The sequence below is a fragment of the Burkholderia ubonensis genome (assembly GCF_001718695.1).
GTDB classification, from domain to species: Bacteria; Pseudomonadota; Gammaproteobacteria; order Burkholderiales; family Burkholderiaceae; genus Burkholderia; species Burkholderia ubonensis_B.
The window spans coordinates 967676-987365 of the sequence record NZ_CP013420.1 but is presented as its reverse complement, the minus strand read 5'-3'; the positions used below and the strand labels follow the sequence as shown (position 1 = coordinate 987365).

The 19690-nt window shown below is 67.9% G+C and carries 17 protein-coding genes and 1 pseudogene; 12 read left to right on the top strand and 6 right to left on the bottom strand.

Translation table 11 applies throughout. The features are described 5' to 3' along the window. The 8 genes from WJ35_RS04540 to WJ35_RS04505 all read left to right on the top strand — a co-directional run bounded on the left by WJ35_RS04540 (nucleotide 1) and on the right by WJ35_RS04505 (nucleotide 8827). Nucleotides 1–1365: a CpaF family protein gene (locus tag WJ35_RS04540; RefSeq protein WP_069238816.1), complete on the top strand. Its 1365-nt coding sequence runs from the start codon at nucleotides 1–3 to the stop codon at nucleotides 1363–1365. After that, nucleotides 1358–2344: a type II secretion system F family protein gene (locus tag WJ35_RS04535; protein ID WP_069238815.1), complete on the top strand. Its 987-nt coding sequence runs from the start codon at nucleotides 1358–1360 to the stop codon at nucleotides 2342–2344. Before WJ35_RS04540 ends, WJ35_RS04535 begins: the two co-directional genes overlap by 8 nt. Before the next feature lie 4 nt (nucleotides 2345–2348). Then, nucleotides 2349–3341 carry a type II secretion system F family protein gene (locus WJ35_RS04530; RefSeq protein ID WP_069238814.1) on the top strand — a complete coding sequence of 331 codons (993 nt, stop codon included), beginning with the start codon at nucleotides 2349–2351 and terminating at the stop codon, nucleotides 3339–3341. Between the two features lie 18 nt (nucleotides 3342–3359). Then, a complete protein-coding gene (locus tag WJ35_RS04525) occupies nucleotides 3360–4202 on the top strand; it encodes a pilus assembly protein (RefSeq protein WP_069238813.1) in 843 nt (280 codons plus the stop codon). Between the two features lie 20 nt (nucleotides 4203–4222). Next, nucleotides 4223–4552 carry a DUF3613 domain-containing protein gene (locus tag WJ35_RS04520; protein WP_011884628.1) on the top strand — a complete coding sequence of 110 codons (330 nt, stop codon included), beginning with the start codon at nucleotides 4223–4225 and terminating at the stop codon, nucleotides 4550–4552. A 10-nt stretch (nucleotides 4553–4562) separates the two neighbouring features. Next, complete coding sequence (locus WJ35_RS04515) at nucleotides 4563–6569, top strand: pilus assembly protein TadG-related protein (RefSeq protein ID WP_230459673.1); 2007 nt, start codon at nucleotides 4563–4565, stop codon at nucleotides 6567–6569. Nucleotides 6570–6678: 109 nt separating this feature from the next. After that, nucleotides 6679–8070 carry a sigma 54-interacting transcriptional regulator gene (locus WJ35_RS04510; RefSeq protein ID WP_010096289.1) on the top strand — a complete coding sequence of 464 codons (1392 nt, stop codon included), beginning with the start codon at nucleotides 6679–6681 and terminating at the stop codon, nucleotides 8068–8070. A 55-nt stretch (nucleotides 8071–8125) separates the two neighbouring features. Further along, nucleotides 8126–8827: a DUF2968 domain-containing protein gene (locus tag WJ35_RS04505; RefSeq protein ID WP_069238812.1), complete on the top strand. Its 702-nt coding sequence runs from the start codon at nucleotides 8126–8128 to the stop codon at nucleotides 8825–8827. 83 nt (nucleotides 8828–8910) lie between these two features. Here the strand turns inward: WJ35_RS04505 and hfq are convergent, their stop codons facing one another. Beyond that, nucleotides 8911–9477 (bottom strand): RNA chaperone Hfq, encoded by a 567-nt coding sequence (gene hfq / locus WJ35_RS04500; RefSeq protein ID WP_069238811.1) that lies wholly within the window; start codon nucleotides 9475–9477, stop codon nucleotides 8911–8913. Between the two features lie 293 nt (nucleotides 9478–9770). On the opposite strand from hfq, the gene WJ35_RS04495 reads away from it, so the two are divergent. Then, the gene (locus WJ35_RS04495) at nucleotides 9771–10052 is read left to right on the top strand and encodes a hypothetical protein (protein WP_069239402.1); all 282 of its coding nucleotides are present in this window, start codon (nucleotides 9771–9773) and stop codon (nucleotides 10050–10052) included. A gap of 30 nt (nucleotides 10053–10082) precedes the next feature. Here WJ35_RS04495 and WJ35_RS04490 read toward each other — a convergent pair whose 3' ends face one another. The 4 genes and pseudogenes from WJ35_RS04490 to WJ35_RS04475 all read right to left on the bottom strand — a co-directional run bounded on the left by WJ35_RS04490 (nucleotide 10083) and on the right by WJ35_RS04475 (nucleotide 15126). After that, entirely contained in the window at nucleotides 10083–10988 is a 906-nt protein-coding gene (locus WJ35_RS04490) for a DUF1571 domain-containing protein (protein ID WP_069238810.1), read from the bottom strand. A gap of 29 nt (nucleotides 10989–11017) precedes the next feature. Then, nucleotides 11018–12772, bottom strand: coding sequence for an AMP-binding protein (locus tag WJ35_RS04485; protein WP_069238809.1), 1755 nt, complete (start codon nucleotides 12770–12772; stop codon nucleotides 11018–11020). Nucleotides 12773–12857: 85 nt separating this feature from the next. Continuing rightward, entirely contained in the window at nucleotides 12858–13688 is an 831-nt protein-coding gene (locus WJ35_RS04480) for a TetR/AcrR family transcriptional regulator (protein ID WP_059712726.1), read from the bottom strand. 215 nt (nucleotides 13689–13903) lie between these two features. After that, nucleotides 13904–15126: pseudogene (locus WJ35_RS04475) on the bottom strand (MFS transporter). Nucleotides 15127–15371: 245 nt separating this feature from the next. Here WJ35_RS04475 and WJ35_RS04470 point away from each other — a divergent pair. From WJ35_RS04470 to WJ35_RS04460, 3 genes are all read left to right on the top strand, one after another. Further along, complete coding sequence (locus WJ35_RS04470; protein ID WP_010092500.1) at nucleotides 15372–15914, top strand: GNAT family N-acetyltransferase; 543 nt, start codon at nucleotides 15372–15374, stop codon at nucleotides 15912–15914. Nucleotides 15915–16038: 124 nt separating this feature from the next. Beyond that, nucleotides 16039–16665, top strand: coding sequence for a ParB-like protein (locus tag WJ35_RS04465; RefSeq protein ID WP_010092499.1), 627 nt, complete (start codon nucleotides 16039–16041; stop codon nucleotides 16663–16665). A 10-nt stretch (nucleotides 16666–16675) separates the two neighbouring features. Then, nucleotides 16676–18403 (top strand): SulP family inorganic anion transporter, encoded by a 1728-nt coding sequence (locus tag WJ35_RS04460; RefSeq protein WP_069238808.1) that lies wholly within the window; start codon nucleotides 16676–16678, stop codon nucleotides 18401–18403. A 289-nt stretch (nucleotides 18404–18692) separates the two neighbouring features. Here WJ35_RS04460 and WJ35_RS04455 read toward each other — a convergent pair whose 3' ends face one another. Then, a complete protein-coding gene (locus WJ35_RS04455) occupies nucleotides 18693–19637 on the bottom strand; it encodes an ABC transporter substrate-binding protein (protein ID WP_069238807.1) in 945 nt (314 codons plus the stop codon). Nucleotides 19638–19690 lie beyond the last annotated feature (53 nt).

Below are 19690 nucleotides of genomic sequence, written 5' to 3'. Positions count from 1 at the left end.
ATGGCACACGACATTCAATTCGCCGACGGCGCCGCGCCGTTCTCCCAGACGCAGCAATTCCACGACATCAAGGATGCCGCGCACGAGCATCTGCTCACGCGGATCGAGGAGCTGGGCGCCGAATTCGGACGCTGGTCGCGGCAGGCGATCAACCAGTTCGTCGACCTGGAGATCGACAGCTTCGTGCGCCTGCGCCGCATCCCGCTCAACGAGAACGAGGTGCGCACGATCGCGGAGGCGCTGACGAAGGAGCTCGCCGGCTTCGGGCCGATCGAGGACCTGCTCGCCGATCCGCACGTCGAGGACATCCTCATCAACGGCTACAAGGACATCTACGTGTCGCGCCACGGCGTGCTGGCGAAGCTGCCGGTGCGCTTCACCGACAACGCGCACCTGCTGCGGATCGTGCGGCGCATCCTCGCGCCGATCGGCCGCCGCCTCGACGAATCGAATCCGATGGTCGATGCGCGGCTGCCGGACGGCGGGCGCGTGAACGTCGTGATCGAGCCGCTGTCGATCGACGGTCCGGTGGTGTCGATCCGCAAGTTCCGCAAGGACCCGCTGAAGCCGGCCGACCTGCTCGCCAACAGCACCTTCAACGAGGAGCTCGGCGCGCTGCTCGAGGCCGCGGTAGAGGCGCGCTGCAACATCCTCGTATCGGGCGGCACGAGCTCCGGCAAGACGTCGCTGCTCAACGCGCTCGCGTTCCACATTCCCGAGCCCGAGCGCGTCGTCACGATCGAGGACACGGCCGAGCTGTCGCTGAACCACCCGCACGTGGTGCGGCTCGAGAGCCGGCCGGGCGGCTTCGACGGCACCGGCGTCGTGACGATCCGCGACCTGCTGCGCAACACATTGCGGATGCGGCCGGACCGCATCATCGTCGGCGAAGTGCGCGGCGGCGAAGTGCTCGAGATGCTGCAGGCGATGAACACCGGGCACGACGGCTCGATGGGCACCGTGCACGCGAGCTCGCCGCGCGAGTGCCTGTACCGTCTCGAGATGCTGGCCGGTTTCGCCGGGTTCCAGGGCACCGAATCGAGCCTGCGCCGGCAGATCGCGAACGCGATCGACTTCATCGTGCAGATCGGCCGGCTGTCGAGCGGGCGGCGGCGAATCCTGTCGATCACAGAGGTCACGGGGCTGTCGGACAACATCATCGCGACGCAGGAGCTGTACCGCTACGAAGCGCGCGTGACGCCCGAAGGCGACGAAGTCGACCACTGGGAATCGCTCGGCATCCACCCGCATTCGCCGAAGCTCGCGCGCTTCCGCCAGACGCTGTCGGGCGGCGCGGCGGGCGGTGGATTCGGCGGCGGGTTCGGCGGTGGCGGATTCGGTCGGGGCGGGGGCTTCAATGTATAGCGCGATGGTCTGGGTGCTCGCGGTCGCGATGCTGTGCGTGGCATCGGCATTGATGCTGTGGCGACATGCAGAAACCCGGCGCGTGCGAACGGACGCGAAGCGCTTCATCGACAGCCGGCTCGAGCCGGCCGCGCGCGCGCCGGCGCAGCCGGCGGCGGCATCTGCCGGCGCGCGCACCGCGTCGCCGTCCGGTGTCGCGCGCGGCGCGATGGCCGAGGCCTTCTGGGTGCAGTGGTATGCGTCGGCCGCCGAGTACCTCGCCAATCTCGTCAACCGCGCGGGCATCGAAGGCGCTCGCGGCAAGGCGATCGGTGCGCTGGCCGTGCTGCTGGCGATCGCCGGGCTCGCGACCCATCGCGCCGGCGTGCTCGCCGGTCTGGCGGCGCTCGTGTGCGGCGGCGCGATGTTCGGCGTCTGGCTGGCATCGCGCATCCAGCGGCGACGGCTGAAGATCGTCCGGCAGCTGCCGTCGTTCCTCGACGGGATCGTGCGTCTCGTGACGCTCGGCAACAGCGTGCCGGCCGCGTTCCAGGCCGCGCTGCTGACGACCGAGGCGCCGTTGCGCGGCTGCCTCGACGTGGTGTCGCGGATGCTGCGCACGGGCGTCGAGATCGATCGCGCGATGGTGCATATCGCGAAGGTCTATCACACGCGGGAGTTCGAACTGGTCGGGTCGGTGCTGCGGCTGTCGGTGCGCTACGGCGGCCGCGCCGACGTGATGCTCGAACGCATGGCGGTGTTCATGCGCGATCTCGAGCAGGCGGAGCGCGAACTGGTGGCGATGTCGTCGGAGACGCGGCTGTCGGCCTGGGTGCTGGTGATGCTGCCGATCGCGATCGGCAGCTTTGTCGTGATGACCAATCCGAGATACCTGGAGGGCATGTGGAACGATCCGAGCGGTCGCACGCTTCTGATGCTCGCATTTCTGGCACAGGTGGCCGGCAGTCTGTGGTTGTACCGAATGGCTAGGCTCAGGTGACGCGATGACGGCAGCTCAAATCGGATCAATAGCTCTCGCGCTTGGCGCACTCGGCGTGCTGTTGCTCGGCATGGCGGCATTGCTGCGTGCGAGTGCGGCCTCGCGCGCGGAGCGTGCGCTTGCAGATGCGCTCGAGCGGCGCATGGCGGCGTTGGAGGCCGCCAGGACGCGCGCCGCGCCGGACGACGGCGCGGGCGCGCAACAGGTAGCACGCGGCCGCGAGCGTATCGAGCGCATGTTGTCGCGCTTGGCGGCGGCAGGAATGCGCTTGCTCGATACGGGGTTCGGCCGGCACATCGTCGCCGACGAGGACCGCCGGCTGCTCGAACAGTGCGGTTATGTCGACGCGCGCACGCGCGGGCTGTTCCTGAGCGCGCGGATCGTTTGCGGGATCACGGTGCCGCTGCTGTTCGCAATACTGGCGAGCGGCAGAATGAAAGGCGGGTACTGGACGATCGGCATGTTTGCCGCTTTTTCGGTCGGTTTCATGCTGCCGAAACTCTACGTACAGCGTCGTGCGGCCGCGCGACGCCAGAGCGTGATCGACGAGCTGCCGCTGCTGGTCGACATGCTGCGGCTGCTGCAGGGCGTCGGCCTGTCGCTCGACCAGAGCCTGCAGGTCGTGACGAACGATTTCAGGGGGATGATGCCGGTGCTGTCGTCGGAGATGGGCATCGCGCAGCGGCAGTTCGCGGCCGGCCGCACGCGCGAGCAATCGCTGCAGCGGCTGGCGTCGGGCTTCGACAACGAGGACCTGCGCGCGATCGTGCGCCTGATGATCCAGGTCGACAAGCACGGCGGCGCGGTGCAGGAGCCGCTCAAGCAGTTCGGCGACCGGCTGCGCGAGGCGCGCCGCGCGATGCTGCGCGAGCGCATCGGCCGCCTGACGGTGAAGATGACGGGCGTCATGATCGTCACGCTGCTGCCGGCGCTGCTGATCGTGACGGCCGGGCCGGGATTGTTGGCCGTGATGCGCGCGCTGGCCGTGCATCATTGACGGACGAAAGGAAGGACGATGAAGCGGATCGGCAGGATGGCAAAGCAGGTCGGCATGGCGACGATGGCATTGATGCTCGTTGCGTGCGCGACCAAGGAGAGCGGGTACGGTGTCGGCGCGCAGACCGAACGTGCGGCGTTGATCCAGGCCGCGGACCAGAAGCAAGCGGTGCCCGATACGCCCGCGATGTATCTCGGGCTGATCGAGCGGATGCAGGCGCAGGGCCTGTATTACGCGTCGCTCGCGCACATCGACGCGTACGAGAAGCAGTACGGCGCGTCGCCGGAGTCGACGTTGCTGCGCGCCGACGCGCTGCGCATGACCGACCAGCCGGCTGCGAGCGCGGCCGTCTATACGCAATTGCTGAACACGCCGCTCGCCGCGCGCGGGTATCGCGGGCTCGGGCTGATCGCCGGAGCGGCCGGAGATTTCGGTCGCGCGGTAGAGGCGCTCACGCAGGCTGCCGACCTGGCGCCGACCGATGCGTCGATGCTGTCCGATCTCGCGTACGCGAAATTGCGCAACGGGGACGTGGTCGGCGCGCGGGTCCCATTGATGAAGGCGGCGGAACTCGATCAGCGCAATCCGAAGATCGTCAGCAACCTCGCGCTGTATCTGCTTGCCGCCGGCCGCACCCAGGACGCGCAACGGCTGATGAATCAGCAGCGTATGCCGGCCGGGATCCGCAAGGACATTAGCAGCGATGCGGCGAAAATCGCAGCTGCCGCACGCGCGCAGCAGCGCGCGGTTGCGACGCCGCCGGTGGTGTCGCGCCGCGCTGCGACTGCCCCCATCACGCCGATGGCAAACAATGTCGGCTATGACCAGACCGTGCCGCTGTTGCAACGGTTTGCACAATGAACAGACAGGCGGGGAACGACATGAACAACAATCGTCATCGAAACATGTGGTCCGGCCGGCATGCGGCGTTGGCTGCGATCGCGTGCATCACGCTCGGTCCGGTCGGCGCACACGCACAGCAGCAGGATGCGGCGCCCGATGCATCCGTCGTCGGACGTTCGACACGGGACTGGCTGACGCTGCAGGCGCAGAACCGCGCTGCAGCGCCGACGCAACCGTTGCTCGGCGACGTTGCGTCGCTGGTCTACCAGCGCTATCTCGATTCATTCAAGAACAAGATTCCCGAGTCGATGAGCACGCAACTCGGCGCGTCCGGCGGGATGTCGGGCAGCGGGCAGGGTGCGCAGTAAGCGAGTGGCGATGCGCGCAGATCAATCACGAATGGCACGGCGCCGCGGCTCCGGCTGGCTCGCGCAGCGCCGCCAGCGCGGCTCCATTGCGATCATGGCGGCGATCTGGCTGTCGGTGGCCGTCATCGTGTTGAGCGGCATCGATATCGGCCGGTTTTATTCGGAACGACGCCATATGCAGGCGGCCGCAGACCTGGCCGCGCTGTCGTCCGTCATGAAGGCGAGCGCCGACTCGACGTGCACGGCGGCAAAGACCGCCGCCCAGCAAGTCGCGAACCCCACTGCGAATGCGGTGCCGGCGAACGCGACGCTGTCCGTGACGTGCGGTGTCTGGACAGCGCCTCAGTCGAGTAGTGGCAGCGCGCTGTTTACACCGACTGCCGGGGATCCGACCGCCGGGCAATGCGGCGGGCTGCAGGCGGGAACTGCAAACGGCCAGTCGGCCAATGCCGTATGCGTGACCGTCTCCGAGCCGGTGACCGGATTTTTCCGCAGTGGAACGACGATCAGCGCATCGGCGATCGCGAAGAGCACGCCGACGGACACCTTCACGCTGTCCTCGTCGCTTGCGTCGTTGAACGGCGGCCTCGCGAACCAGTTGCTTCAATTGCTGACGGGGTCGCCGAATGCGTTGACGCTCAACGCGGTCGATTATCAGGGGTTGGCGCAGGTCAACCTGAAGCTCGCCGGCATTCTCGCCAATCTGCCGGTCGGCTCCAGCACGTCGGTGCTCAACGGCACGGTGACGCTGGGGCAGCTTGCGAATGCGATGATTCAGGCGGCGACGCAGCAGAACGTCGCCAGCGTCAAGCTGAACGTGCTGAATGCAATCACGGCCGGACTGTGCAGCGCGGGCGCATGCGGCGGCCCCACGATCGCACTGAATCAGCTGGTGTCGGTTGCCACTGCAACGGGAAGCTCCGCGGTCGATGCGAGCGTCAACGCGTTCGGTTTGCTGTCGACCGCACTTCAGGTCGCGAACGGCACGAACGCCGTATCCATTCCGAGCATCATGGTCCAGACGCCGACCGCACTGGCACCGCTGCTGAATGCGACGGTGACGGGTTCGGTGGCGCTGACCGGAATGCCGCCTTCCACGGCGAGCGGCCCGCCCGGGCCATCCAATTGCGGGACGTCGGACTGCGTGACCAATACGTCGACCGCGCAGGGCAACGTGTTCCTGAATATGTCGATTTCGCTGCTGTCGACGTGTTCGAACGGTTCGCTCGTCTTTCCGGGTGGCACATGTCCGTCAGGCAAGGCGACGCCGTTGGCAGCCGTTCAACTGCCCGTTACCGCTTATGTCGCTCCGGCGACGGCCGGGCTCGCATCCGTCACCTGCTCCGCGAACGGCACGAAGAGCGCGACGGTAAACGTGCAGACCGGGTTACTTGCCGTCTATCTCGGCGGCTCGGCGAACACCCCGATCAACCTGAAGGCGCCGAGCGGATATACGGCGAGCGGCAGTGCGACGCCGATCACGCTGGTATCGGTCAATCTGCAGAGCTTGCTGAACCTGCTCAATCTAGGCGGATTGATCTCCGGCCTGACGACGTTGGTCGACGTGCTGACGCTGGGCGCGCTCGACCTGACCGAGATCTCGGTCAACATCAATCTCACGCCGGGACAGTTGACGATCCCCGTCGCGAATCAAAGTCCGACGCCGCTGGTGTTCACGTATCCCGGCACGCCATCGTCGCCGTACACGCTGAGCGCCGGCACCGACCAGCTTTTGTCCCCCACGGTTCAGAGCGCGCTCAACAGCGGTCTGTCGGTGCAGCTGACGGCCAACGGCGGGTTGCTGAAATTACTGGGCGACGTAACGACTCCGATACTCAACGTCGTGCTGGGGCCGCTGCTGTCGGCGTTGGGCAGTACGCTCGTTCCGATGCTCCTGCAACCCGTCGACTCGCTGCTGACTTCGGTCACCGGCCTGCTGGGCCTGAGTCTCGGGAACGCCTATGTCACCAATACACCGGACTCGATCAAATGCGGCAATCCGATGCTCGTGCAATGAAGCCCGCAGCGTTCGTGCGCAGCGGGAGGGCGGCCGGCGCGGCCGGCCGTCGCCTGCGACCGACCTGCGATGCCGCATCTTCCGTCCATAACCGTAGCCGTACTGAATCATGAGAACCACGCCCGCAATCGAAGAGCTCGACCTGTACGTCTGGGAAGGCAAGGCGGACATCGTCGACCGCGTCGCCCGGTGCATGGCGAGTTTCGACGTCGAAGTGATCCGCGCCGACAACGCGGAACTGTCGCCCGAGCGCGCCGCGATGCGCCCGTCGCTGGCGATCATCAGCGTGACGATGATCGAGACCGGCGCCGCGTTCCTGCGCGACTGGCAGGCCAACATCGGCATGCCGGTCGTCTGGGTCGGCGCCGCGCGCGACCACGACGCGTCGCAGTATCCGCCCGAGTATTCGCACATCCTGCCGCTCGACTTCACCTGCGCGGAACTGCGCGGGATGGTCGGCAAGCTCGTCACGCAGCTGCGCGCGCACGCCGCGCAGACGCTGCAGCCGTCCGAGCTCGTCGCCCACTCGGAATCGATGCAGGCGCTGCTGCGCGAAGTCGACACGTTCGCCGACTGCGACACCAACGTGCTGCTGCATGGCGAAACCGGCGTCGGCAAGGAACGCATCGCGCAACTGCTGCACGAGAAGCACTCGCGCTACCGGCTCGGCGAATTCGTGCCCGTCAACTGCGGCGCGATTCCGGACGGCCTGTTCGAATCGCTGTTCTTCGGCCACGCGAAAGGCTCGTTCACCGGCGCGGTTGTTGCGCATAAAGGGTATTTCGAGCAGGCCGCGGGCGGCACGCTGTTTCTCGACGAGGTCGGCGACCTGCCGCTCTACCAGCAGGTCAAGCTGCTGCGCGTGCTCGAGGACGGCGCGGTGCTGCGTGTCGGCGCGACGTCGCCGATCAAGGTCGATTTCCGCCTCGTCGCCGCGAGCAACAAGAAGCTGCCGCAGCTCGTCAAGGAGGGGCTGTTCCGCGCGGACCTGTATTACCGGCTCGCGGTGATCGAGCTGAGCATCCCGTCGCTCGAGGAGCGGGGCGCGGTCGACAAGATCGCGCTGTTCAAGTCGTTCGTCGCGCAGGTGGTCGGCGGCGAGAAGCTCGCGCAGCTGCCCGACCTGCCGTACTGGCTCGCGGACGCCGTCGCCGACAGCTATTTCCCCGGCAACGTGCGCGAACTGCGCAATCTCGCCGAGCGCGTCGGCGTGACGGTGCGGCAGACGGGCGGCTGGGACGCCGCGCGGCTGCAGCGCCTGGTCGCGCATGCGCGCAGCGCCGCGCAGCCGGTGCCGGCGGAGAGCGCGGCCGAGGTGTTCGTCGACCGCAGCAAGTGGGACATGAGCGAGCGCAGCCGCGTGATCGCCGCGCTCGACGCGAACGGCTGGCGCCGCCAGGACACCGCGCAGCAGCTCGGCATCAGCCGCAAGGTGCTGTGGGAAAAAATGCGCAAATACCAGATCTTCGACGAGGAGCCCGAGACCCGCGATAGTGAGTAAATAATGAGATAATGCCCCGCAGAATTACAACGACTCGGAGCGGGAATAACATTTCATGAGCCAGATGACGGGGTTGGGGCGGGCATGCGTGCTGTTCGCCATGATGGGAGGCATGCAGGGCGTGTACGCGCAGGGATTGGCAGCCGATGCGGCATCGGCGGTGCAGCAGGCGTCGGCGCCGGTCGCGGCGATTCCGGCGCTCGATGCGCAGGCGCAAACGCCGATTCAGGCCGGCGATACGACCGGTCCGAGCACGGTGGATGAGCTGCAGCGCCAGATCCAGGCGCACACGCTGACGGAAATGCGCACGAACTACAACGGCAGCTATGGCGCGAGCCTGCTGTTCAACGTGAAGGACGGCGCGTATTTCGTCGCGCTGTTCCAGCAGAAGGCGTTCTGGCGCGTGATCAAGACCTACAACGAGGTGCGGGCGGAGGCGGTCTACCGCGATTTCTCGCGGCAGGCCGAGCATCTGGCCGTCAACGAACTGCGCGCGGCGAAGCTCGAATCGCAGAAGGCGCAAACCGACCGGCAGATTCAGGCCACGCAGGACCGCGCACGTCGCCTGCAAGCCGACCTGTCGATCGCGCACGAGCAGCAGGCCGCGGTCGCCGATCACCAGAAGAACGTACGCGACGAAACGGCGGCGTTGCAGACGCAGCAGGCGCAGCTTCAGGGTCAGTTGCGCGCGTTGCAGAAGCAGGTGCGCGCGCTGCAGCGTGAGGCCAATGCGGGCTTGCCGTCGACGGCACACTGAGCGGTCATGGGGTGCGCGGTGCGGCGACATGCCGCGCCGGCCTACCAGCAAAAAGGGCAAGCCGTTTGGCTTGCCCTTTTGTTTTACTGGCCGTCCGGCACGATCCGGCGGCGGCGGGTGACGATCACCGGCCCGGTGCCGCCACGTGAATCGGACGGCGCGCTGCTGCCCGGTGCGTCGCTGGTATCGCGCGGCGCGCCGTAGCTTTCGCGCGGTGCGCCGTAGCCTTCCCGCGGCTCACGCGAGCCGTATCCTTCGCGCGGTTCGCGGGAACCGTAGCCCTCGCGCGGTTCACGCGAGCCGTAGCCGCCGTCGCCGCGCGATTCGCGGGAGCCGCCGTGCGAGCCGTACGGGCTGTGTCCGCCGCCTTCACGGCCGCCGGGACGCCCGCCGCCGCCCGGGCGCGGGCCGCGCGGGCCGCCGCCGCCGGGGCGCGAACCGCCGGTGTCGAGCTGGATGGTGGAAATCGCACGCTTGTAGATGCCCTGCAAACCCACGGGGGTGCGCAGCATCACCAGGTACTGGTCGAACGACTCGATGCATCCCGTCAGGCGAATGCCGTTGACGAGATAGATTTCAACGCGCTTACGTTCCTTGCGCGCGGAATTGATGAAGTCGTTTTGCGGATGGGATTCTGCGGGATTGGCCATTGAGATGCGGCAGGAGCCTGCGTCAGAAGTATGTTGTGCGTGTGTGTGGCGTGGAATCCACAAGGTATTTATGCGGGATTCTACCCTGTTCGATCCCGATGCGCGCGCTCACGATTGTGTCGAACCGTAACCCACTATAGACGGTTCCGGGCATTTCCGCGATTCGGCCAGACGGCCAGCGCCGTTTTGTTACGTCGCGTTACGACTCTCGCAGCGCCGTTGCACCTCGTCGTGTGCGTCCGGATTACAGTCGCGGCGAATGCCGGGCAGGCCGGCGCAACATGGAACGAAACATGAACAAGAGGGGCTTGGCGGTGTGGCTCGGCGGCGCGGCATTGGTCGCGTCCGGCAGTGCAATGGCGGGGCACGTCGACCTGTCCGTCGGGATCGGCGTGCCGGTCGCGCCGGTCTATGTCGAGCCGGCGCCGGTCTATGTCGCGCCGCAGCCGGCGGTGGTCGCGTATCCGGGCTACGGGTACGGCTACTACGGCGATGACGACGACGACCGCTACCGCAAGTGGCGCAAGCACTACTACAAGCACTGGCACAAGCACCACGACGACGATGACGATTGAGCACGGCGCGCGGCGCGGCGCGCCTGACGCTCAGAACGCGTAAGCCGGATTCTTCGGATCGAACGCGGCTTCGTCGAACGACGTCGGCGCGATCTTCTCGATGACGATCCGCTCGAACAGCCGTCCGTCGTTGTCACAGGATTCGACGGTACGGCACCACGGCTCGTGCAGATCGAGCCCCAGCACTTCCTTCTTCGCATAGAACTGCGGGCGGCCGGTCGGCGTTTCGTAGGTGAGGGCGACCACGCGTACGCCTCCGATGGTTTTCGCTTCGACGTGGGTCGGCCGCTGGACACCGGCCTCCTGGTATTTCCTGGCTTCGCTCAGGTACTGGTTCGCGATGAACTCGGTGCCGAGATCCTTCACCTGGTGATTCGACTGGGCGCGCGCCAGCGCGCCGTCGAGCGCCGTCCACAGCGGAATCTTGCCGAGCAGCCCGCCGAGATGGCCGTACATCTCGTCCTTGCGCAGCGTCGTGTCGTAGATCGTTTCCTGTCCCGCATGCGCGCCGCCCGGCAGCCATTTCGCGTACACGCGCAACGGCTCGCGCGTCGTCTTCACGAGCATGCGGTCGGGCGTGTCGGGCCACTTGCCGTTGATGCGTTCCTGCCGCGCCATCGTGAACTGGTACGACGGATAGCCATTCGGGCCATGACCGACATAGAGCGGCACCGCGAGCGGATCGAGCGCGTTGAACAGCGCGGTGAGCGTCGCGTCGTCGAGTTGCGCGAGCGTGCCGCGCTGCGCGGCCGCGCGCAGCCAGCGTGCCTGCTGCGCAGCCGGTTCGTGCGTGACCTTGTCGAGCTCGGCCGGCAGCGTCGTGGCCGCGGGCGCGCGGGCGGCGGCCGTTTCCTGTGCGTGCGGCGGTGCCAGCGTCAGCATGCATGCGACGGCGGCGGCCGCATGCGCGGCGTGGCGCATCGTTCGTGGGTTCATCGGCGGCGTCTCCGGGGGCGAGCCATCGTTCAGCGTTGTTTCGCGGCCTCGAGCTTCGCGAGCTCCTCGTCGCGCAGCGCGCGGCGCAGGATCTTGCCGACGTTGGTCTGCGGCAGCGCATCGCGGAACTCGACGAGCTTCGGCATCTTGTAGCCGGTCAGGTTCTTGCGGCAGTGCGCGAGCACGTCGTCGGCGGTCAGCGCCGGGTCGCGCCGGACGACGAACACCTTGATCCGCTCGCCGTGCACCTCGTCGGGAATGCCGATCGCGGCGGCCTCGCTGATGCCCGGGTGCATCACCAGCACTTCCTCGATCTCGTTCGGATACACGTTGAAGCCCGACACGAGGATCATGTCCTTCTTGCGGTCGATCAGCCGCACGAAGCCGCGCTCGTCCATCACGCCGATGTCGCCGGTGCCGAGCCAGCCGTCGGCGTCGATCACCTTCGCGGTTTCCTCGGGGCGCTGCCAGTAGCCGCGCATCACCTGCGGACCGTGCACGCACAGCTCGCCCGGCTCGCCGATGCCGGCCCAGGTGCCGTCCTCGCGCCGCAGGCGCACGGCGGTCGACGGCGCGGGCAGGCCGATCGAGCCGCTGAATGCGGCCATGTCCTGCAGGTTCACCGGGTTCATCGTGACGATCGGCGAGCATTCGGTGAGCCCGTAGCCCTCGATCACCGGCCGCCCTGTCACCTGCTGGAAGCGTTCCGCGACCGCGCGCTGCATCGCCATGCCGCCCGCCATCGCGAGCTTGAGCTTCGAGAAGTCGCGGTTGCGGAATTCCTCGTTGTCGAGGAACGCGTTGTACAGCGTGTTGATGCCGGTGATCCCCGTGAAGGTCTCGTGACGGATGATCTTCATCACCATCTTCGTGTCGCGCGGGTTCGCGATCAGGATGTTGCGCCCGCCGAGGCCCATGAAGATGAACGCGTTCACGGTCAGCGAATAGATGTGATAAAGCGGCAGCGGCGTGAGCACCGTCTCGATGTCGCCCGTCACCTGATCGGCGATCCACGCCTTCGCCTGCAGCAGGTTCGCGATCAGGTTGCCGTGCGTGAGCATCGCGCCTTTCGCGACGCCCGTCGTGCCGCCCGTGTACTGCAGGAACGCGAGATCGTCGCGCGTCAGCGGCACGGGCCGCGGCTTGCCGCGCGCGCCGAGCGCGAGCGCCGCGCGCAGCCGCACGGCCTGCGGCAGGTGGTAGGCCGGGACGAGCTTCTTCACGTGCTTCAGCACGAAGTTGATGAGCCGGCCCTTCAGGTTCAGGCCGTCGCCGAGCAGGTCGCCGAGCGCGGTGACGACCACGTTCTTCACTTGCGTTTGCGGCAGCGCATCCTGCAGCGTGCGCGCGAAGTTCTCGAACACGACGATCGTCTGCGCGCCGCTGTCCTGCAGCTGATGCGCGAGCTCGCGCACCGTGTACAGCGGATTGACGTTGACGACGATCGCGCCGGCCTTCAGCGTGCCGAACAGCGCGACCGGGTACTGGAACGTGTTCGGCAGCATGATCGCGACGCGGTCGCCGGGCTTCACGCCGAGGCCCTGCAGGTACGACGCGAATGCCGCGACCTTCCGCGCGAGCGCGCCATAAGTCATCGACGCGCCGGCGCTCACGTACGCGACGCGGTCGGCGAACTGCGTCGTGCATTCGTCGAAGAACTGCACGAGCGACGCGTATCGCGTGACGTCGATCTCGTGCGGCACGCCGGGCGGATACGACGCGTACCAGATGCCGTCGGTGTTCGGCGGCGTCTGCGTGGCGGCCGGCGCTGCGGGAGAGGGCATGGGGGGCTCCTGGATCTTGATCTCGAGGGCAAGGCGGACGTCGTGCGGCGCGGCCGCGAGCGGCAGCCGCGCAACGCGGCCGCCGTCAGGTTGCGTGATGCAGCGTCGTGTCGTCGGCCGGCGTGTCGGCGGGCGCGACCGGCGTGACCGGCACCGAGGGCGCCGCGGGCACGAGGTCGTTCGCGCCCGCGTCGTCGAGCACCGCCGCGAAGATCGCGAGCTGCGCGCTGTCGGGCAGCGGCGCCTTCAGCGCGGCGACAATCAGCGACGACAGCCGCGCGATCATCTGCACGTCGTTCATCTTGCGGCCTTGCGAGAACTCGTCGATCAGGCTCTCGGTCTCGGCGCCCGCGAGCGCGCCGGACAGCGCGCCGATCGCGAAGTGCAGCCGCCAGCCGAGCTCCGCGCGCGGCAGGTTCGGCAGCGCGCGCTGGAACGCGTCGAAGAAGCGGACCGCGACGCTCGCGTAGTGCGCGGTCAGGAAGTTGCGCACGAACGGCGAAGGGTCGGTGTACGCGCGGCCGATCAGCCGCAGGAATGCGCGGCCGCCGCGCTCCGGATCGCGCGATGCCTTCAGCGCGGGGATGAACATCGCGCCGAGCACGTGCTCGCACGTGACGTGCGCGCCGAGCTGCGCGTCGAAGTGATCGAGAATGCGCAGCCGCTCCTGGTTGAGCTGATCGAGCCGCCGCGACAGCATCGCGTGGATCAGCGCCTCCTTGCTGCCGAAGTGATAGTTGACCGCCGCGAGATTGACTGCCGCGCGCGACGTGATCTGCCGCATCGACATTGCCTCGAAGCCGTGCTCGACGAACAGATCCTCGGCCGCATCGAGGATGCGCGCCTTCGTTCCGCCGGTTTGCCGGTTGCCGGACGGCCGCCCCGCGGACGGCCGTCCCACCTGACCCGCTGCCATGTTCCGCCTCCCATGCCGATCGCGCGGACGCGAACCGGCGATTCGAATTTGTAATTCAAACAAGCGTTTTTATTAAGATAAAAAGGCGTGGGCCGCGCGGGCAAGCGCTGAATCTGGACAGAAACCTCTAGATCGATGTGCAGGTGCGGCAAGATCGCCGCGCGGCCTCCGCAGGCCGGGCCGCGCGGCATGGTGCGTCGCGTCATCCCGCCCGCTCAGCCGACGGCGCTACGCGTATTGACGGATTGCGTCATGTCGACGCCCCGTCGTTCCGGGCTGAACATGATCAGGACTGCGATCACGATCGCGACGGTGCCGCACACGAGCGCGAGCGCGAAGCTGTAGTTGTTGCCGTGCGAGACCGCGACCGACGCCTGCATCGTCGCGTTGCCGGACGCGAGCAGGTTGCCGAGCTGGTACACGAAGCCGGGGAACGTTGCGCGGATTTCGTCGGGAGAAATCTCGTTCAGGTGGACCGGAATGATGCCCCATGCGCCCTGGACCGAGATCTGCATCAGGAACGCGCCGGCGGCGAGCGCGAGCGGGCCGCTCGAGTAGGCCCACAGCGGCAGCACCGGCAGCGCGATCAGCGCGGCGACGAGAATCGTGCGGCGCCGGCCGAACTTCTCGGAGGCCGCGCCGAAGGTCAGCCCGCCGACGATCGCGCCGATGTTCAGCACGATCGTGATCCACGACACGGTGTGCGGATCGAAATGGTGCTGCTCGCGCAGGAAGGTCGGATACAGGTCCTGCGTGCCGTGCGAGAAGAAGTTGAACGCGGTCATCAGCACGACCGCGTAGATCGCGAGCTTCCAGTTCTGCTGCAGCGTGGTCGAAAGACGCGGGCGAGGGCGCTGCTCCATCTGCTTCCAGGCCGGCGATTCGGGCACGCTCGTGCGCACGTACAGCACGAGCAGCGCCGGCAGCACACCGACCATGAACATCCCGCGCCAGCCGATGGTTTGGTAGAGGATGCCGAACACGACCGACGCGAGCAGGTAGCCGCTCGGGTAGCCGGCCTGCAGCAGCCCCGACACCGCGCCGCGCGCATGGGTCGGCACGGTCTCCATCGTCAGCGCGGAACCGACGCCCCATTCGCCGCCCATCGCGACGCCGAACAGCGCGCGCATCACGAGCAGCGCGGCCAGGCTCGGCGCGAAGCCGGACGCGAGCTCGAGCAGCGAGTAGCACGCGATGTTGATCATCAGCGTCGGGCGGCGGCCGTAGCGGTCGGCGAGCCGGCCGAAGATCAGCGCGCCGAGCGGGCGCATCGCGAGCGTCAGCGTCAGTGCGAACGCAACGGCCGGGATGGTCGAAAATTGAACTCGGCCGCGATGTCCTTCAGCACGAAGACCATCAGGAAGAAATCGAATGCATCGAGCGTCCAGCCAAGATAGGCGGCGATCGTGACGTTGCGTTGCTCGCGGGTCCAGCTCATGGCGGACGTCTCCTGGTTCGCGTGCGCCGTGCGGATTCGCGTGCCTGCGCCGCCCGGCCGGCGCGCTGCGCGGGGGCGTCCATCGAGTGTAGGTCGCCGCGTCGCGCGACGCGGCCGAATCGGGAATAATCCCTACGAAATGGTCTGTTTCCGGCTGCGCAATGCCTGCGCGCGACGCGTCGGAACGGCCGCCGTAGTGTTTTTGCAACTCGACGGCGCACGCTTGCGCCGGCTCAGGAGTCCCGATGACCGCACGTCCCGCCGCTGCGCTGCCCGCACTCGAAACCGCCCGCCTGTGGCTGCGTCCGCGCGTGCTCGCGGATCTCGACGCGTGCCTGGCGATGGACCGCGATCCCGAGGTCACGCGCTACATCACCGGGCCGTGGCACGACCCGGTCGAGCACCGCCGCTTCGTCGAGCACCGGATCACGCGCGACTATCCGCCGGGGCTCGGCTACTGGTCGATCTTCGAGAAGGCCGCGCCGGATGCGTTCGTCGGCTGGGTGCTGCTGATCCCCGACTACGTGGGCGGCGCGCGCGACGTGGAGATCGGCTGGCGGCTCGTGCGCAACGCGTGGGGGCGCGGCATCGCGAGCGAAGCCGCGGCGGCCCTCGTGCGCCACGCGTTCGACGCGGTGCGCCTGCCGCGCGTGATCGCCGACATCGCGGCGGACAACGCCGGCTCGCTGAACGTCGCGCGCAAGCTCGGCATGCGCCGCGTCGGCGTCGTGCAGGACGGCATCCCGTACATGCGCTACCGGCTCGAGCGCGACGACCTGCGCACGTAGCGGGCGCGTATGCGCGCAGGATCGTCAGGGATCGTCAAGCCCGGGCAGGCGAGGGATGCGCGGTATTAACGCCGTGCAGGTTCAGGAGTATCGTTGCCGGAATTTGTCGACAGAGGGCTCGATCATGTCACTCGGCCGCGATGTTCATCTCATTCCCGTCAAGCTCGACGCGCTGCGTCCGACCCAGATGACGGTCGGCTATCGCGAGGTGAAAGCGAAGCGCAAGCACTGGAAGACGCTCGGCAAGCGCGAACGCAAGGCGGCGATCGATTCGCACTGGTTTCCCGCGGTCGTCGGCCCCGAAGGCCGGCACTTCATCACCGATCACCATCATCTCGGCCTCGCGCTGATCGAGGAAGGCGAGACGACCGTGAAGGCGATGCTGCTGAAGGACCTGTCTTGGCTCGACGAGACGATCTTCTGGCGGATGATGGAGCACAACCAGTGGGTGCACCCGTTCGGCGCGGACGGCGCGCGCCGCGATTACGCGGATCTGCCGAAGGTGCTCACGGGGCTCGAGGACGATCCGTATCGCAGCCTCGCGGGCGAGCTTCGCACCGCGGGCGGCTACGCGAAGGACGCGACGCCGTTCAGCGAATTCCTGTGGGCCGACTACCTGCGGCTGCACGTGACGCCCGACCAGATCCGCAAGAACTTCGACAAGGCGCTTGACGCCGCGCTGAAGCGCGCGCACGAGCAGGACGCGCGCTACCTGCCCGGCTGGTCGGGCGTCATCGTCACGAAAACCTGACCGCCGCGCGATGCCGACCGCCCGCACGCCGCCGGTCCGTCCCGACGCCGGCCCGCAGCACGCCGATCATTTCGCCGCGCTCGGCGCGGCGCCGCCGCCGCGCGCGCAGCGCATCGGCCGCGACGCGCTGGCCGGCGTGTCGATCGCGGGCCTGCTGATTCCCGAGGCGGTCGCCTACGCGGGGCTCGCGAACCTGCCGCCGCAGGCCGGCCTGATCGCGCTGCTGTCGGGGCTCGTCGTCTACGCGCTGACGGGCAGCAGCCGCTTCGCGATCGTGTCGTCGACGTCGTCGTCGGCCGCCGTGCTCGCGGCGACGGTGTTCGCGGAATCGAGCATGGGGCTCGCCGCGCAGCTCGCGCTCGCGGCCGCGCTCGTCGCGATGACGGGCGTGCTGTTCATCCTCGCGGGCGCGTTGCGGCTCGGCGGCATGTCGGATTTCGTCGCGCGGCCCGTGCTGCGCGGCTTCACGTTCGGGCTCGCGCTCACGATCGTCGTCAAGCAGCTGCCGAAGATCCTCGCGATCAAGGTGCCGCACAGCGACGCGCCGCGCGTCGCGCTCGACCTGATCGTGGGCGCCGCGCACGCGAATCTCGCGAGCGTCGCGCTCGGCGGCGGCGCGCTCGCGCTGCTGTTCCTGCTCGGGCGCCGCTCGCGCGTGCCGGCGACGCTGGTCGTGATCGTGCTGTCGATCTCGGCCGGCTACGTGGTCGACTGGCAGCGCGACGGGATCGCGATCGTCGGCCACATCGACTTCCAGCACGTCGCGTTCGGCCTGCCGATCCTCGATCGCAACGCGTGGATGCAGACCACCGAACTCGCGTTCGCGCTGATGCTGATCCTCTACGCGGAATCGTACGGCTCGATCCGCAATTTCGCGCTGAAGCACGGCGACAGCGTGTCGCCGAACCGCGACCTCGTCGCGCTCGGCTGCGCGAATCTCGTGTCGGGGCTGCTGCACGGGATGCCGGTCGGCGCCGGCTATTCGGCGACCTCCGCGAACGAGGCGGCGGGTGCGCAGTCGCGCTTCGCCGGGCTGTGGGCGGCCGGCGTGATCGCGCTGATCGTGTGGCTGCTGCTGCCGCAGCTGTCGCGCACGCCCGAGCCGGTACTCGCGGCGATCGTGATCTTCGCGGTCAGCCATTCGCTGCATCCGTCGGTGTTCCGGCCGTACTGGACCTGGCATCGCGACCGGCTCGTCGTGATCGCCGCGCTGCTCGCGGTGCTGGTGCTCGGCGTGCTGCACGGGCTGCTCGCCGCGGTCGGCGTGAGCCTGCTGCTGACGCTGCGCAAGCTGTCGGAGCCGAACGTGAGCGTGCTCGGCCGGCTGCGCGACAGTCACGACTTCGTCGACGTATCGATTCACGAGGACGCGAAGCCGGTGCCCGGCGTGCTGATCGCACGGCCGGAGGCGCAGCTGTTCTTCGCGAACGCGGACCGGATGCTGAACCGCGTGCGCGCGCTCATGAGGGCGGCGCCGGACACGCACACGGTGCTGTTGAGCCTCGAGGAGACGCCCGACGTCGACGGCACGACGATCGAGTCGCTGCGCACGTTCGCCGCGGAATGCGCAGCGCGCGGCCAGCGTTTCGCGATGGTGCGCCTCAAGCTGCATGCGCTGCACGCGCTGCATCGCGCGGCGGACGATACGCTGCGCGCCGACGCGATGTCCGAGCTGAGCGTCGACGAGAGCCTGCAATTGCTGCAGGCGCGCGGTCGCGACGGGGCGAGTGGCGGGTGATGGGGGCGGGTGGTGCGTTGAGCGGGATATGTAACGGGCAAGCGGGACGCTCGCGCCGGCGGCGTCGACGCGAAGCGCGGCGGGCGGTCGCGCTGCATGCGGCGTGACGGGCGGCGGCTAATGCAATCCGTGCCGCCAGCGCCGCTCGTGCCACCCGTGCCGCTCGTGCGATCCACGGCGCGGGGCCGCCAATGAATGCGGCCAGTGCGACTCGTGCCCCGCGACCACCCGCATCCGCCCTCAGCCCACACGCCCCGTCCGACACCGCACGCGAGCACGTACGCCGCGATCAGCGCGGGCTGGTCCAGCCCTTGTAGCTCTTCACGTTGTCGCGCGTGATGAGCGCAGGCTCGATCAGGATCATCGGATTGGCGGGCTTCTGGCCGTTCATGATCCCGTAGCCGACGTTGACGGCCTGCTGCGCCATCGCCCACGGGTCCTGGCTGGACGACGCCTGCACGAGCGTATTGCTCTTGAGCGCGGTTTCGATGTCGGGCGCGCCGTCGACCGACGTGATCACGATGCCGGTGCGGTTCAGCTGCTTCGCGGCGAGATCGCTGCCGACGGCCTGCGGATCGTTGATCGTGAACACGCCGTCGAGCTTCGGAAAGCGCGTCAGGTAGCCCTGCATCGCGTTCATCCCGCCTTCGCGCGAGCCCTTGCCGTCCTGGTCGGCGGACAGCAGCTTGATGCCCGGATTCTTCGCGAGCACGGCCTTGCAGCCGTTCACGCGGTCGACCACCGCCGACACCTGCGGGCCGTTCTCGATGATCACGTTGCCCTTGCCGTTGAGCTTCTTCGCGAGGAAGTCGCACGCGAGCTCGCCGGCCTTCACGTTGTTGGTCTGCACGGTCGCGTTCGCGCCGGCCGCCGCGACGTCGACCGCGATCACCGTGATGCCGGCCGCCTGCGCCTTCTTCACCGCGGGCTCGATCGCCTTCGGGTCGGCCGCGTTGAGCAGGATCATGTCGACGTGCGCGGAGATGAAGTTGTCGATCTGCGTGAATTGCTTGTTCAGGTCGTAGTCGGCCGACACGGCCGTGACCTTCGCGCCCGGGTTGATCTGCTTCGCGCGCGCCTCGGCGCCTTTCGCGATCGTGACGAAGTACGGATTGCCGAGCGAGCCGACCGTGATGCCGATCGACTTCAGCGGCTTGTCGGCCGCGTGCGCGGCGGCCGTCGCGAACGCGAGCGCGCAGGCGATGCCGGTCAGGACAGCTTGGGGCTTGAACATGTCGTTGTCTCCGAGAGGTCCGTTAGTTCGGTTAGGCGGCGGGCGCAGGAGGA